Below are 14,542 nucleotides of genomic sequence, written 5' to 3'. Positions count from 1 at the left end.
ATCAGCGAATAACCATTGGAATGCGGGCCGGAGGCGGCGAGGCCGATGACCACGTCGCCAGCGGCTGTCTGCGAGCCGTCGATGATGCGATCACGCTCCACCACGCCCACGCAGAAGCCGGCCAGATCGTACTCCCCCCGCGAGTAGAAGCCCGGCATCTCCGCCGTCTCGCCGCCCAGCAGCGTGCAGCCGGCCTGCTCGCAACCCAGGGCGATGCCCCTCACCACCTCGGCCGCCGCGTCCACCTCCAGCCGCGAGGTGGCGAAGTAGTCCAGGAAGAAGAGGGGCTCGGCGCCACAGGTGAGGATGTCGTTCACCGACATGGCCACCAGATCAATGCCCACCGTGCCATGCCGCCCCGCCAGGAAGGCCACCTTCAGCTTCGTGCCCACCCCGTCCGTGCCCGCCACCAGCACCGGCTCGCGGTACTTGCCCGGCGGTAGGGCGAACAGGCCGCCGAAGCCACCCACTCCAGCCACCACCTCGGGCCGGACCGTGCGGGCCGCATAGGGCTTGATTCGCTCGACGAAGGCGTCTCCCGCCTCGATGTCCACTCCGGACTGCTTGTAGGTCGTCACGGGCGGACTTCTACCGGCAAGCCCCCGGCCTTGTCTCGGCTGGTAGAGCGCAGGTGTCGCGTTTGCGGCTACCATGACGCCCCACTTCCGGATGAAGACATTTCTCTCTCGCCACCGCTTCGAGGCGCTGGCCCTCGGGCTGGCGGTTCTCTTCTGCGCCCTGCACGTGTGGGTGGATGACTCCCCCGTCATCGGAACCCAGGGCGAGGGCAAGTCCGTCCCGCTGCTCGTCCGGGTCGTCCAGGTCGCCGAGGGCCGCGCCACCGATCTCCAGTTCGCCAGCCGAGGCCCGCGTCCGGCCCACGCGGACGTGGTCGTCGTCGCTGTGGACGAGAAGAGCGCTCAGCGCTACGGGCTCTGGCCCTGGCCGAGAGACCTCCTGGCTCGCGCCATCGATCGGCTGCGCGAGGCGGAGGCGGCGGCCGTGGGGCTGGATATGATCTTTGCCGACGAAGTGGTGGATCGGCGGGCCCAGGCCTACGCGGGCGCGCTCGAGGAGCTGGATCGATCCCTCGCGCAGGCGACTCCAGAGAGCGCCGCTGCCCTGGCCGACTACCGCGAGGAGCTGAGCCGGCGCGCCGCCGTCAACACGGACGCCATCCTGGCCGCGTCCCTCAACCGCTTCCCGCAGGTCGTCCAGGGCATCATCGTCTACCCGGCCAAGGATCGGGAGGAGTTCTCCAGCAAGGCCGAGGAGTGGAAGCGGCTGCTCGAGCCCCACGTCATCCGCGACTTCCCGGGCGAGATCGCTTCGTCCTCGCTCAATGACAAGGTGGACCTCGCCACGCTGCGAAGCTGGCGCATGGAGTCCGCGCAGCTCCCACTGTCCCTGTTCACCGAGGCGAGCCAACACCTGGGGTTCTTCAGCTCCGATGCGGATCCCGATGGCACCTGGCGCCGCATGCCGCCGTTCGCGCTGCTCGAGAGTCCACGCGGGCTCGTCGCCTCACTGGAGCTGCAGACCGCGGCGGCGTACCTGGGCTCCAAGGTGGAGGCAGTGATTGATCCCTCTGAGAATCAGATCATCGGCGCCCGCCTGCGCCGCCCGGATGGGAAGCTGCTGCCGCTGCGCGTGCCCCTGCCGCACGACGAGCCCTTCATGCTCGTCAACTACCCGGGGCCGGCCAGCAGCTTCGTCACCCTGAGCATGGCGGACGTGGTGGACGGCACCTTCCCTCCCTCCTCGGTGCGTGGGAAGGCCGTGCTCGTCGGCGTGACGCTGGTGGGCAACTTCGACCAGCGGGTCACCCCCTTCAATGAGCTCGAGTCCGGCGTCTACATCCACGCCGCCGCGCTCTCCAACATCCTCTCCCAGGACTTCCTCCTCCGGCCCCAGGAGGCCCAGCCGCTGGAGCTGCTCTTCATGCTAGGCACCGCCCTGCTGCTGGCCCGCCTGCTGCCCCGGGTCCGCTTCGCCTGGAAGCTGGGGGCCGTGGCGCTGCTCGTGACAGCCTGGATCGTCGTGGACCAGGTCCTCTTCACCCGCGGCGTCCAGGTGGCCACCGTGATGCCGCTGGTCAGCCTCGTCACCTCGGCCTTCGGCGTCATCTTCCTGGGCTACTTCTCCGTGGATGCCGAGAAGACCCAGCTGCACGTGGAGAAGGCCCGCCTGCGCGAGACGTTCCAGCACTACCTGGACGCCAGCGTGATGGAGCAGGTGCTCGCCCACCCGGAGAAGCTCAAGCTCGGCGGCGAGCGCAAGGAGCTCACCGTCCTCTTCTCCGACATCCGCGGCTTCACCACGCTCTCCGAGCGCATGACGCCCGAGCAGCTCGTCAGCTTCATCAACCAGTACCTCACCCCCATGACGGATGTCGTCTTCGCCAACGGGGGCACGCTCGACAAGTACATCGGCGACGCGATCATGGCCTTCTGGGGCGCCCCCGTGGATCAGCCGGATCACGCCGTGCGCGCCTGCGCCGCCGCCCTGGGCTTCCTGGAGAAGCTGACGGCCCTGCGGGCCCGCTGGCGCGCCGTCGGCCTGCCCGAGGTGGACATCGGTGTGGGCATCAGCAGCGGGCTGATGAACGTAGGCCACATGGGCACGGAGAACCGCTTCAACTACACGGTCATGGGCGACGCGGTGAACCTGGCCTCACGCCTGGAGGGCCTCAACAAGGCCTACGACACCCGCATCCTCATCTCCGCCGCCACCTACACCCAGACGCGTGGCCACGTCACCGCCCGGCGCCTCGGCGTCGTCCGAGTCAAGGGAAAGCGCGAGCCCACGGACATCTATGAGCTGCGCGCCATGGGGGCCCCCACCGGACTGGACGCCGAGGCCATCCAGGCCTTCGAGGCCGGGGTGGCAGGCTTCCTGGCCCGGGAGTTCTCCGCCGCCGAGAGCCAGTTCCGCCGGGTCATCGCCCTCTGGCCCGAGGATGGGCCCACCCTGCGCTACCTGGAGGAGATCAACACCCTCAAGTGGAATCGCCCCGGGCCAGAATGGGACGGGGTGTTCACCGCGACCACGAAGTAGGCGCACGGCTGCTTCTTCGGGAACCCCCATCTAAATTTGACCCCGGGGGTGGGGGCTGCTTGACTCAGAATCCAGATGGGCGCCGAGGAAACCCTCTTTCAACGTTTCGGCAAAGAGTTCCCCAAGGGCACGGTCCTCTTTCAGGAAGGGGAGCCGGGCAAGGACATGTTCGTCCTTCAGTCCGGGAAGATCTCCATCTCCAAGAAGGTACGGGACGTGGAGAAGGTGCTCGCCATGCTGGGGCCGGGCGAGTTCTTCGGGGAGATGGCCATCATCTCCAACAAGCCGAGGAACGCCACGGCCACGGTCATGGAGGACGCCAAGCTCCTGGTCATCGACCCGAAGACGTTCGAGGCGATGATCCGCGGCAACGCCGAGATCGCCGTGCGGATGATCAAGAAGCTGGCCGAGCGCCTCTCCGAGGCGGACTCCCAGATCGAGAACCTGCTCTTGTCCGACCCGGCCAGCCGCGTGGTCCACCAGGTGCTCCAGGTCTGCCAGACGCGCGGCCGGCCCATGGAAGAGGGCATCGAGGTGGACTTCCCCGTCCGCGAGCTCCCCCGGCTCATTGGTGTAGGCGAGCCTGCCATCCGCAACATGCTGGACCGCCTGGAGAGGGCTGGGCTCATCGAGCGCAGTGGTGACAGACTGACCGTGTATGACACGGCCAGGCTGCACGACTTCCTCCAGTACCTGGAGATGAAGTGGAAGTTCGGAGACCTCTAGTGTGAAGCTGAAAGTCCTCGGCTGTCACGGCGGCGAGCTGCCTTCGTGCCGGACCACATGCTTCCTCGTGGATGAGGTCCTCGCGCTGGATGCGGGGGCGCTCACGAGCACGCTCACGCTCGATCAGCTCTGTAAGGTGGACGACATCCTCGTCGGCCACAGCCACTTCGACCATGTGAAGGATCTGCCGCTGCTGGCGGATCTGGTGATCGGCCGGCGGGAAGGGCCCGTCACCATCCACGCGTCGCGTGAGTGCGCCAAGGCGCTGCGCGACTACATGTTCAACAACTCCCTCTGGCCGGACTTCACCCGCATCCCCACGCGCAAGGATCCGGTGCTGCGCATCAAGACGTTCCGCGCCGGGAGCGCCTTCCAGGTGGGCCGCTACCACGTGCAGTCCATCCCCGTGAGCCACCCGGTGGAGTCCTGCGGCTTCGTGATCACCCACGGCCAGTCCTCCCTGGCCATGAGCGGCGACACCGGCCCCACGGACAAGCTGTGGCGGACGCTCAACAAGGTGAAGAACCTGAAGGCGCTGCTGGTGGAGACGAGCTTCCCCAACGCGCTCCAGGAGCTGGCGGATCTGTCCGGGCACCTCACGCCCCGCACGCTCCAGACCGAGCTCTCCAAGTTCGAGCGCAATGGCGCCGAGGTGCTCCTGTACCACCTCAAGCCGGCCTTCGTGAGCCAGCTCAAGCGAGAGGTGGCTGGACTGCCGGTGGGGGTCCTCGAGCTCGGGGACACCTTCGAGTTCTGACGGGCTGCGTCGTCTCGCAGGGGTTGACGGACGCCCCGGGCCAGACTAACCCCGCGCCTCCCATGGCATGGTTCTCCAAGAAGCCCCGTATTTCCACTCGCCAGGAGCCCTCGCAGGAGGAGCAGCCCTCGCGCATGCAGGGCCTGTGGGCCAAGTGCGAGAGCTGTGACGAGATCATCTACCGGCAGGAGCTGGAGAAGAACTGGATGGTGTGTCCGCACTGCGAGCACCACCACCCGTGGAGCGCCCGGTTCCGGCTGGCGGGCCTGCTGGATCCGGACAGCTTCGAGGAGTTCGACAAGGAGCTGGAGCCGCAGGACCCGCTCGGGTTCGCGGACACCAAGAAGTACAAGGATCGGCTGAAGTCCACGCGCAAGAGCCTGGGGGAGAATGATGCGTTCATCTCCGGCGTAGGCCGCATCGAGGGCCACCAGGTCTCCGTGGGCTGCTTCGTGTTCGAGTTCATGGGCGGCTCCATGGGCTCGGTGGTGGGCGAGAAGGTGACGCGTGTCTTCGAGCGCGCGTACGAGCTGAAGTGCTCGGCGCTGCTGTTCTCGGCCTCGGGCGGCGCGCGCATGCAGGAGGGCATCTTCTCCCTCATGCAGATGGCCAAGACGTCGGCGGCGATTGCCCGCTTCCGCACCGGCAACAAGCCCTACGTCTCCGTGCTGCTCCACCCAACGACGGGCGGCGTGGCGGCCTCGTTCGCGTGGCTGGGGGACATCATCCTCGCCGAGCCCAAGGCCCTCATCGGCTTCGCGGGCCCGCGGGTGATCGAGCAGACCATCCGCCAGAAGCTCCCCGAGGGCTTCCAGCGCTCCGAGTTCCTCCTGGAGCACGGGATGATCGACGCCATCGTCCAGCGCAAGGATCTGCGCGCGAAGCTGGGCCAGCTGCTGGGCCTGCTGGGCTAGCTCGGCGCTGTCGAGGAACGGGTAAGGCACTTCACCGGCCCCTGGTGACTCGGCCCATCAGCTGATGACTGGAGTCCCACGGCATCGGGGCTCGTCGCTGATGACGGGAGTCCCACTGCGCCGGTTCGTCTGCGGCACCGCGCGCACTGGGGGACGCGTGTGCCCCGGCTTCTCCCTCGGAACCGGGCCGCACATGGCGGGGGCTGTCGGACGACGTGGACGTTGGCACACCTCATGCTCTGTCTCGTGCCCGTCACCCACCCCGCTCTCACCCCACAGAGAGCCCCACTCCGAGGATGCCGCCATGACGACGATCGCCGCCAACAACCCCTCTGCCCGGCTGAACCGCTCCAACAGCGCGCCCCTGCCTGCTACCAGCCCCAAGCCCGAGCTGACCAGGAGCAACACCGCTCCTGCCGCGACGACTCCGGCTTCGAAGCCGGCCTCGACTCAGGGGGCTGCGGCGAACACCGGGGCCTCGAGCCCCCCCTCGAAGGTGGCGGACAGCTTCAGCAAGGCGGGCTCCCCCGCGAAGGGCTGGCATGGAGGGGCCGTCAATCAGGCGACCGCTGACGCCCGGGCCTCCGGCACCGGTCCGCTGGGCAGGCTGAAGGCCGGCGCGGGGCTGGCGGGCGGCGCCGCGAGCGTCGTGTCCAACGGCCAGGGCCTCGCGGACGCGATCAAGAACAACGAGGGAGGTCAGGCCATCGCTCAGCATGCGCTCGGGCTGGGCCGGGGCGTCCTGGGCGTCACCAAGGGCGCGCTCGATACGGCCGCCGCCATCGAGTCCACGCTGGCGTTCAACAAGATCGGCAAGGCCGCCACCGCGGCGGTGGGCAACCAGGGCAAGCTGGCCGGCGCCATCGCCAACGCGGCCGCCGAGGCCGTGCACAACGGCAAGCCGCTGCGCAACGTCGACGTGCTGGCGTCGATCGCCAAGGGGCAGGGCGCCTGGAGCAACATCACCAACACCACCAAGATGACGGTCGCCGACAAGCTCCGCGATGCGGGGTTCGGGAACGCGGCTGGCAAGCTCGAGAACAGCGTCGCCAAGGCGGGCCAGAAGGCCGCGGGGGTGGCGTCCACGGCGGGTGATGCCGCCCAGGCTGCGGCCAAGGGCGCCAAGGTGGCGGATGGCGCCATCGACGCCGCGAAGGGCGCGGAGGCTGCCCTCAAGGTGGGCGCCAAGGGGGCGGGGACTGCGGCGAGGCTGGCGGGCCGCTTCGCTCCGGGCCTCAACATCGCCATGGCGGGCGTGGACACCGCGATCGCTGCCCGCACCCTCAGCGATCCCAAGGCGAGCATCGCCTCCAAGGTGACGTCGAGCATCACCGCCGCTGGCTCCATCGCCGCCGCCACCAACATCCCCATCGTCTCCCAGGTGGGCGCGGGCATCTCGGCGGTCTCCTCCGTCACCGGCCTGGCGATCGAGAACGCCGGGAAGATCAAGGACGGCTTCAAGAGCCTCGGCGACAAGATCAAGAGCATCTTCTAGCGCTTGGCTGACCCACCCTCCTGGAGGAACCCGCCATGGACTTCATCAATGTGACCGAGCTGGGCCAGCAACTGGAACTGCCCGAGGTGAAGGCGCCCTCGCTGGAGGGGCTGTCCGTCACCCTCCCTGCCCCCGACGCCTTCACCGCCGAGCAGGTCCAGCAGCGCTTCCTCGAGCTGGCGCGCGCTCACGCCACCGAGCGCTACCGCTACCCCACGGAGCGGATCGCCTGGAGGGACGAGGTGCTGCTCAGCATCGCCGGCTACTCCAACGGCCAGCTCATCCCCTTCAGCGTCCGCAAGGATGCCTGGCTTCCCGTGGAGCCCGAGCCGTTGCTGCCCGGCTTGTACGAGGCGCTCGTGGGCCGCTCGCCCAACGAGGGACTGGTGGTGGAGCTCACCCTGCCCGAGGCGTACCCCGTCCCGGCGCTGCGCGGTGCTCCCGCCCGCTTCCTGGTCCACATCCAGGCCGTGCGCGAGGTGAAGTACCCGGACCTGGAGAACCCGGCGTTCCTCCAGGCCTTCGGCCGCGGTGCGACGCTGGAGGAGGCCACGCGCCGCGTCGTTCAGGAGCTGCGGGAGGAGCACGTGCAGGTGCTGGTGCTCCAGGCCCGGCAGCGGGTTCTGGACGAGGTGGCCTCTCGCACCCAGGTGCGGATCCCCTCCGAGCTCATCGATCAGGAGCTCCGCCAGCGCTGGAGCGCCAGCGAGGGCCGCGCCGTCCGCGAGCTGGAGTTCACCGAGCAGGAGCAGCAGGAGTCGCTTCGCGCCTGGCTCCAGGACGAGGCGAGCCGGAGCGAGGTCGAGCAGCGGCTGCGGCTCGGTCTGGCGCTGGGGGCCATCTGCCAGCGGGACGGGCTCACGCTCACCCCGGAGCGGGTGGAGAAGCTCCTCCAGGAGGAGGCCACCGCCGCTGGGCTGACGCTGGAGGAGGTCGCTGCGTCCCTGCGCGCCGAGCCGCAGCACCAGGCGCGCATCGACCAGATGGCGTGGCACCTCATGGCGGTCGAGCACGTCATGAGCCGGGCGCAGGTCCGCTTTTCGACGGGCAGGAACGCACCTGTCTGAGCCAACTCAGGAGAATCCATCATGGGCGTCGCACGGGTACAGCGGCAGGCAGAGGGCGGTGAGGGCTCGGGCGCAGAGAATCAAGCCTTGGAACTCCGCGCGAGGTTTCGTGATGCGCTGCAGCAGCGGCTCCTCGGAGGCATGGAGGATGTCCATGGTCGGCTGACCCAGTTCCTGAAGAACCCGGGCCGCCTGGGAGCGGTCAACCTGTCCGTGGTGCTCAGCGAGAGCTCCATCACCTATGAAGTGTGGGAGGAGCCGAGCACTGTCCCCGAGCGCCGGGCACGCATGGCCCAGGCGCTGGGCCTCTCTCCGGCAGTGGACGACGCCTCGCTGCTGCGGGCGCTGATGGCCGAGGTGCGCCAGGCCTTTGTGGCCTTCCAGGCCAGTGCTGCCGGCCGTGAGTCCCGGCGGAAGTACGAGGCGGTGCTCCAGGCCTGCGAGACGGCGAACGTGCTGCCCATCGTGCCCGGTCACGACACTGGCCCCATGGTGGCCGAGCTGGCCAAGGTGGGAATCAGGCACGAGCTGGAGTTCACCCGCTCGCTGCTGGTGAACCCGCTGCTCGTGGCGGTGGGGCTGACTCCCGAGGAAGGGTCGGCCACCCAGCTCATGGTGGCTGGCCAGAGCGTGTCCCAGCTTGGGGCGCTCGTCGCCCACTTGCGCAACCTCAACCCGCGGCTCACCAACCGTCAGGTGCGCAAGCTCCTCCTGCGCGCCTGCACGGACTGGAAGAGCGCCCTCCGCAGGCGGCTGGGGCAGACGGAGGTGGAGCGGGTGCAGGAGTTCACGCGCCAGCTGCTGCGGCTCCAGGTCGTCGAGCTGCTCTTCGTCTGACGGAGGCCTCCCCCGCTGGCAGGGTTTTGTGCGGCACGGGGATTCCAGGCGTTCAGTCTGGGTTTGCTTCTCGGGCGGCGGTCGAGCCGCTCTCCGCGGCACGCGGAGCTTGCCCTGGGGGGGAAGCCTTCTCGTCGATCTTGCGTTGCCTGGAGTGCCTGTGCTCACGCACCATCAGCGTGATGGCGAGCCACACCCCCAGCACCGCGAGGGGGTACGCGAGTGCTGCCGGCCACAGGAAGCCCACCGTGGCCAGGACGAGCAGGCCCCCGGCCACCGCCAGCTCGATTCCGCGCTCCACCGCGCCGAGCGCTCGAGTGCCGGAGGCCGCCGCCGCGCTGACAGCGGTGACGAATCGGACCGCGCCGACGGGCGGCCGGCCTGAGCCCTTGGGCGTCGACTTGTCTCTCGGAGCGAGGGGCTGGACGCGTCGATGGCCGCTCAGGGTGATCTCGGTGCTGTTCGCCAAGTCTCGCAGGTAGACGTCTTCCAGTGTCCGGGCGATCGTTGGGTCCTCGATCGCCACGTCCAGCTCGTAGTTGCCGACGAAGCTCGCCAGGTTGAGGTTCGAGGACCCAACGCGGGCCCAGCGGCCATCAGCGACCGCGGTCTTCGCATGGAGCATCGAGCCGTTCCACTCGAAGACGCGCACCCCAGCCTCCAGCAGCGGCCGATAGCCGGAGCGCGACAAGGCACTGATGAGGGGAAGGTCCGTGGTGGAAGGGACGAGGAGCCGGATATCGACCCCATCCCTCGCGGCGACCCGGAGTGCCTGGACGTAGGGGACGAAGCCGACGAAGTATGCATCGGTGAGCCACAGGGTGCGCTGGGCCGCGGCGGCGATCATCTGGTCCAGCCGGAACAGACCGGAGGAGGTGGGCTGGCCCGCGACGATGCGCACGGAGACAGCTCCGGCGCGCGCGACGGTATGGGGAACCGAGAGCTCCTCGGCGGGAAGGGGCGCTCCCGTGAGGTCCCAGACCTCCTTGAACGCCCGTTCGATCCAGGCGACGGCCGGCCCATGAAGCTCCACCCCGGTGTCGCGCCAGGGGGCGATGCGGCGCTCCGGGTCGCCCAGCCAACGCTTGCTGACGCAGAGGCCGCTGACGAAGCCGACGCGCCCGTCCACCGCAACCATCTTGCGATGATCGCGGCTGACCCAGCCCAGGGGGCTCGCCAGGCTGGGAGGATTGAAGACGCGCAGCTGAACGCCTGCTTCCTCCAGCGTGCTCCAGAGCCGACGTGAAGCGCCTGCGCGTGAGCCCAGCCAGTCCCGGATCAAGCGAACCTTCACTCCGGCGCGCGCGCGCCCGGCGAGCTCCTCCGCGAAGGCGAGGCCGACCTCGTCCTCCTCGATGATGTAGTTCTCAAAGAGAATGGAGCGCTGCGCCGAGCGGATCGCTTCGAGCCACGCGGGATAGTTCTCCTGGGCGTCGAGGAGGACGCGGACGGTGTTGCCCGGAACCAACGGGGCGCCAGAGGCGCGATCAAAGGCGCGCTCGGCCAGGTCGGATCTGGGCAGTGGGGCGGGGAAGTCCATGGGGGCAGGATGCGCCAAGTCCAGTGCTCAGTGTGAAAGCGAGCGCTGGACTGCCGCCGCTGCTGATGCGAGCGCGGGGTGCACATGAAGCCCAGGTGTTCCCCCAGCCTTAGGAGGACTCGCGGCCGAAGGACTTCTCCGCCTTGGAGCCGCCACCCTCGGTGTCCGCGAGCGGGACGATCTGCTTCGAGTTCGCGTCGGCCAGCGCCGCCTCGGACATGCCGGCCGGCGCGTTCTCGACGATGAGCGTGCCGCCGCCGTTGTGCTTCCACCACCCGTTGTCCACGGCGCTATTGAGCTGGTTGAAGTCCACCCCATAGCTGGAGCCGGTGCCCGGATCCTTCACCGAGTAGTTGCCCTGGGCGTCCTTGCCGTCGATGACCACCCAGTGCGGGCGACCGTCCGCCTGCTTGTCCGCGCCAGGGGCGATCTGGTTGGAGTCCACCATGACCATGAGCTTGCCGCCCTTGCTCAGGGCCTGATCCACCGTGTGCTGATCGAACTTGAAGGCGGCCTGCTTCACCGACACGCCCTCGTGCGCCAGCATCTTGGAGAGCTGCTCCGGCGTGGTGCCCTTGCCCTCGGTGAACGTCGACTCGAGCTGCGCCATCCGCTGCGCGTCCGACACTCCCGCCGACCTGCCCTTGGGGCCTGCCGCCATGAGCGCCGCCGCGGCGCCGCAGTTGTTGTCCTGGGTCTGCTGGATCACCGCCGAGGAGCCCAGCGGTGGCAGCCCGGCGCCCGCCGCGAACTTCGCGGCCCACTCCTGCTGCTGCGTGGACGCCTGCTCGAAGCCATCGGTGGAGAACGCGCGCGGGCCGCTGGAAGGGGAGGAGACGGGCGCCTGCGCCGGAACCGCTCCAGGGGCGCTCTGCGGCCCCACGGGCGTGGAGGACTCCTGCCGGTTCTGGAAGGCCCTGAGGATGCTGGATGGGATCGAGACGCTCACGGTGCTCTCCTGGGGATAGGGCGCACTGCGGGTAGAGAATTATCGGGGCAGGGCTGCGAAAAGTTGCGGCTTGGTATCTTCCCTGACTGTCAGGGCTTGCAGGGGACATTGGCAAGGGGCATGCCAGGGCGGTGAGGGAGCTGGAGCGGGGCCGGCGCATGGATTCTCAAGGGCTTACAAGGGCTGCGAGCGCGCGGGGCAGGATGACGCCACCCATCATCTGATGAATGCAGTCATCAGCCCGGTGCAGCAGGGCCGGGCCCTCTGGAGAAGGGGCCGGAACATCCCTCGGGGGGCCCTCAGTCCTGATGACTGGGGTCATCACCTGCGCTGCCGGGAGTGGTCCGCTGATCCAGCCCGTGCTTGCGCAGCAGCTTCCGGAGGTAGACCCGGTCGATGCCGGCCTCCCGGGAGGCCCGGGAGATGTTGCCCTCGCAGCGCTCGATCAGGCCTGAGAGGTAGTCGCGCTCGAAGCCCTCGATGAGCTTCTCCTTGGCTTCCTTGAAGGGCAGGTCGAGATCCGGCTTCCCGGAGCCACCCCCCTCGCTGGGGTGGGGCTCCATGTCCGGCAGGGCCTCCTCCCCCATGCTCACCACCTGCTCCACCACGTTGCGCAGCTCGCGCACGTTGCCGGGCCACGGGTACTGGGCCAGCAGCGCCCGCGTCTGGTCCGACAAGGCACTGGGGGGGCGGCCCCCCTGTTGCAACATGGAGTCGATGAGGAGGGGAATGTCCTCCGGCCGCTCCCGCAGCGGGGGCAGGGTGACGCGCAGCACCGCGAGCCGGTGGAACAAGTCCCTGCGGAACTTCCCGGCCTGGACAGCGTCCTCCAGGTTCACGTGGGTGGCCGCGATCACCCGCACGCTCACGATGCGGTAGTCGTTGGCGCCCACCCGCTTCACCTGGCGGCGCTCCATCACCCGCAGCAGCCTCGGCTGAAGCTCCAGCGGCAGCTCGCCCACCTCATCCAGGAAGATGGTGCCCCCGTTGGCCCGCTCGAAAGCCCCGGCCCGGTCTCCCTGGGCGCCGGTGAAGGCCCCCTTCACATGGCCGAACAGCTCCGACTCGACGAGCGAGGAGGGCACGCCCGCCAGATCCACGATGACGAAGGGCCCGTCTTTCCGAGGGCTCTCCTGGTGGAGCGCCTCGGCGCATAGATCCTTGCCCGTGCCCGTCTCGCCCTGGATGAGGACGTCCGCGCCGCCAGAGGCCATGCGCTCCAGCAGGGTGAAGATCTCGCGCATCTTGCGGCTGGCGCCCACCAGGGCTCCAAAGTGATCGCGCGAGGAGAGCAGCAGCGAGCGGTCCCGGGTGTCCTCGGGCACCAGCTTGAGCTCGGTGGTCCCCACCTTGATGACGCTCCCAGGGCGCAGCTCCATCTGGGAGAAGCGCAGCCCCTCGTAGAAGGAGCCGTTGCGAGAGTCCAGGTCGATGGCCCGCACGGACTCGTCGCGAACCTCCAGCTTCAGGTGCTGGCGCGAGATGGCCTTGTCGCTCAAGACGACATCGCACGTGGGGGCCTTGCCCACCAGGTACTCTCGGCTCTCGAGCGAGAGGCTGCGCCCGGCCTCGGCACCGGACAGCACCAGCAGCTTCATCCGCACCCGGCCGGCTCTGGCCACGTGCAAGCTTGCTGTGGGATCTTGCTGCCCTTCCTCTTCTTTGTGCGACTCCGACACGGAGGGGACGCTACCACGCTCAGGGACGGGTGGCAGCCAAAGAGGCCAGCCAGGAGTCCACCGCGGCCGCGCGCTCCGTCAGCCCAGCCTGGGTGAAGCGCTCGCGAGCCTGGGCCGCCTCTCTTCGGGCCTCCACGAGGTTGCCAGCGCTCCAGAGCGCCCGGGCCAGGACGAAGCCTGACTCCGCCCGCTCGGCGGCCGGGGCCAGGGTGATGGAGACGGCCCGCCGCAGCGCCTCGAGCCCCTCGCGTGTCCGCCCCAGCCCCAGCAGGGCCTGCCCCACACCGTCATAGGTGTACTGGAGCTGCTCGGCATCGGCGGGCAGGATCTGACGCTTGGTCGCCAGGGCTTCTTCGTAGACCTTCAGCGCCTCCTCATGGCGCCCGAGCCCCAGCAGGCACATGCCCACCTCGTCCAGGCCCTCGGCAAACGGGAGGCTCTGGGGGCCGAGCGTGGCCTTGCGGATCTCCGCCGTCGCTCGCGCATGCTCCAGCGCCCGCCCGTACTCCTTCTGGTTGCGCAGGGCCCACGAGAGCGTGCCATGGCGCCGCGCCATGTCCGGGTGCAAGGCGCCCACCGAGGCCTCCGTCTGCTTCAGCGCCTCCTCCAGCGTCTCCACCGCCCGCGCGTGCTCGCCCATGCTCTGCAGCACCCGCCCCAGCAGGAAGGTGGTCCGTGCGTGCTTCGGGTGGCCCGGCGCCAGCGTCCGCTGATGGATCGCCCGAGCCTGATCCAGCAGCGTGCGCGCATCCGGAAAGCGCTTCTGGGAGATGGCCAGGTTGGCCCGGTTCACCAGGACGTCGGCCTCCAGCATCGGATCGCCTCCAATGCGCTGGATCGTCGCCTCCGCCAGCCCTCCCCAGCCCTCGGCTTGCGCGAAGTGATCCTGCCCGTCCTCCACGAAGAGCAGCTTGTTGAGGATGGCGGCCTTCAGCCGGTCTGCACGCCCAGCCTCGGCGTCATAGACGGCCAGGGAGAGCACCCGGGACGCCTCGGGCGAGTCGCCGAACTGCTCATGGCTCCAGCCCACGTGAAAGCGCAGCTCGGCGATGAGCGGCAGGTAGCCGGTGGACAGGACCTGCGCTTCGATCTGCCGTGCAGCCTCCAGGGCGGCCGGGTAGCGGCCGGCGTCCACCCGCGCCCTCACCTCGGCGAGCTGCCCCTCGAGCCGCTCGATGTCGGCGCGCACGGTGCGATTGGTGGGGAGCCGCTGCTGCTCGGCGAGCGACTCCACGTCCTCGCACTCCTGCAACAGGGGCAGCGCGTGCGCGGCGTCCAGGGCCTTCTCCACCAGCGCCGCATCCGCAGCGGCCAGCAGCTCCACCGTCGCCCGCATGTCCTTGCGCCGCCGCTCCAGGCACACCACCTGTCGCGCCACCAGCTCCTCGGGCTGCACGCGTGCGGCCTCGCACACCGCGGTGCTCTGCCGCTTCCACTCGGCCGCGTAGCTCTCGAGGACCTGGGAGGCCCGCGAGGCCATCTCTTCCGCGAAGGGCCGCTCGGTGGCCGCGAAGGCCGCCT

12 protein-coding genes are annotated in these 14,542 nt (G+C 69.0%); 7 read left to right on the top strand and 5 right to left on the bottom strand.

Translation table 11 applies throughout. The features are described from left to right. A partial coding sequence (gene purM, locus VD972_RS35505) for a phosphoribosylformylglycinamidine cyclo-ligase (RefSeq protein ID WP_324993250.1) occupies positions 1-578 on the bottom strand: 578 nt, incomplete at its 3' end. Positions 579-651: 73 nt separating this feature from the next. Between purM and VD972_RS35500 the strand changes: the two genes are divergently transcribed. The 7 genes from VD972_RS35500 (at position 652) to VD972_RS35470 (ending at position 8,853) form a co-directional block, all read left to right on the top strand. Continuing rightward, positions 652-3,057 carry an adenylate/guanylate cyclase domain-containing protein gene (locus tag VD972_RS35500; protein WP_324993249.1) on the top strand — a complete coding sequence of 802 codons (2,406 nt, stop codon included), beginning with the start codon at positions 652-654 and terminating at the stop codon, positions 3,055-3,057. A 75-nt stretch (positions 3,058-3,132) separates the two neighbouring features. Beyond that, positions 3,133-3,783: a Crp/Fnr family transcriptional regulator gene (locus tag VD972_RS35495; protein WP_324993248.1), complete on the top strand. Its 651-nt coding sequence runs from the start codon at positions 3,133-3,135 to the stop codon at positions 3,781-3,783. Between the two features lies 1 nt (position 3,784). Next, positions 3,785-4,540: a 3',5'-cyclic-nucleotide phosphodiesterase gene (locus VD972_RS35490; RefSeq protein ID WP_324993247.1), complete on the top strand. Its 756-nt coding sequence runs from the start codon at positions 3,785-3,787 to the stop codon at positions 4,538-4,540. A 62-nt stretch (positions 4,541-4,602) separates the two neighbouring features. After that, complete coding sequence (accD, locus tag VD972_RS35485) at positions 4,603-5,454, top strand: acetyl-CoA carboxylase, carboxyltransferase subunit beta (RefSeq protein ID WP_324993246.1); 852 nt, start codon at positions 4,603-4,605, stop codon at positions 5,452-5,454. A 304-nt stretch (positions 5,455-5,758) separates the two neighbouring features. Beyond that, complete coding sequence (locus VD972_RS35480) at positions 5,759-6,949, top strand: hypothetical protein (protein WP_324993245.1); 1,191 nt, start codon at positions 5,759-5,761, stop codon at positions 6,947-6,949. A gap of 35 nt (positions 6,950-6,984) precedes the next feature. Next, positions 6,985-8,016 (top strand): peptidylprolyl isomerase, encoded by a 1,032-nt coding sequence (locus tag VD972_RS35475; protein WP_324993244.1) that lies wholly within the window; start codon positions 6,985-6,987, stop codon positions 8,014-8,016. A gap of 21 nt (positions 8,017-8,037) precedes the next feature. Then, positions 8,038-8,853: a hypothetical protein gene (locus VD972_RS35470; RefSeq protein WP_324993243.1), complete on the top strand. Its 816-nt coding sequence runs from the start codon at positions 8,038-8,040 to the stop codon at positions 8,851-8,853. Positions 8,854-8,905: 52 nt separating this feature from the next. Here VD972_RS35470 and VD972_RS35465 read toward each other — a convergent pair whose 3' ends face one another. From VD972_RS35465 to VD972_RS35450, 4 genes are all read right to left on the bottom strand, one after another. After that, positions 8,906-10,393, bottom strand: coding sequence for a phospholipase D-like domain-containing protein (locus VD972_RS35465; RefSeq protein WP_324993242.1), 1,488 nt, complete (start codon positions 10,391-10,393; stop codon positions 8,906-8,908). Between the two features lie 109 nt (positions 10,394-10,502). Then, positions 10,503-11,342: a papain-like cysteine protease family protein gene (locus VD972_RS35460; RefSeq protein ID WP_324993241.1), complete on the bottom strand. Its 840-nt coding sequence runs from the start codon at positions 11,340-11,342 to the stop codon at positions 10,503-10,505. Positions 11,343-11,641: 299 nt separating this feature from the next. Continuing rightward, complete coding sequence (locus VD972_RS35455; protein WP_324993251.1) at positions 11,642-12,940, bottom strand: sigma 54-interacting transcriptional regulator; 1,299 nt, start codon at positions 12,938-12,940, stop codon at positions 11,642-11,644. A gap of 100 nt (positions 12,941-13,040) precedes the next feature. Continuing rightward, a partial coding sequence (locus VD972_RS35450; RefSeq protein ID WP_324993240.1) for a tetratricopeptide repeat protein occupies positions 13,041-14,542 on the bottom strand: 1,502 nt, incomplete at its 5' end.

It is taken from the genome of Hyalangium sp., assembly GCF_035629615.1.
Lineage (GTDB): Bacteria > Myxococcota > Myxococcia > Myxococcales > Myxococcaceae > Hyalangium.
This window is presented reverse-complemented; position numbering and strand designations above follow the sequence as displayed.

Excerpts from the sequence above, each read along its gene's own strand:
- VD972_RS35500 (WP_324993249.1), top strand. The coding sequence starts at position 652 with ATGACGCCCCACTTCCGGATGAAGACATTTCTCTCTCGCCACCGCTTC.
- VD972_RS35495 (WP_324993248.1), top strand. The coding sequence starts at position 3,133 with ATGGGCGCCGAGGAAACCCTCTTTCAACGTTTCGGCAAAGAGTTCCCC.
- accD (WP_324993246.1), top strand. The coding sequence starts at position 4,603 with ATGGCATGGTTCTCCAAGAAGCCCCGTATTTCCACTCGCCAGGAGCCC.
- VD972_RS35480 (WP_324993245.1), top strand. The coding sequence starts at position 5,759 with ATGACGACGATCGCCGCCAACAACCCCTCTGCCCGGCTGAACCGCTCC.
- VD972_RS35475 (WP_324993244.1), top strand. The coding sequence starts at position 6,985 with ATGGACTTCATCAATGTGACCGAGCTGGGCCAGCAACTGGAACTGCCC.
- VD972_RS35470 (WP_324993243.1), top strand. The coding sequence starts at position 8,038 with ATGGGCGTCGCACGGGTACAGCGGCAGGCAGAGGGCGGTGAGGGCTCG.
- VD972_RS35465 (WP_324993242.1), bottom strand. The coding sequence starts at position 10,393 with ATGGACTTCCCCGCCCCACTGCCCAGATCCGACCTGGCCGAGCGCGCC.
- VD972_RS35455 (WP_324993251.1), bottom strand. The coding sequence starts at position 12,940 with ATGAAGCTGCTGGTGCTGTCCGGTGCCGAGGCCGGGCGCAGCCTCTCG.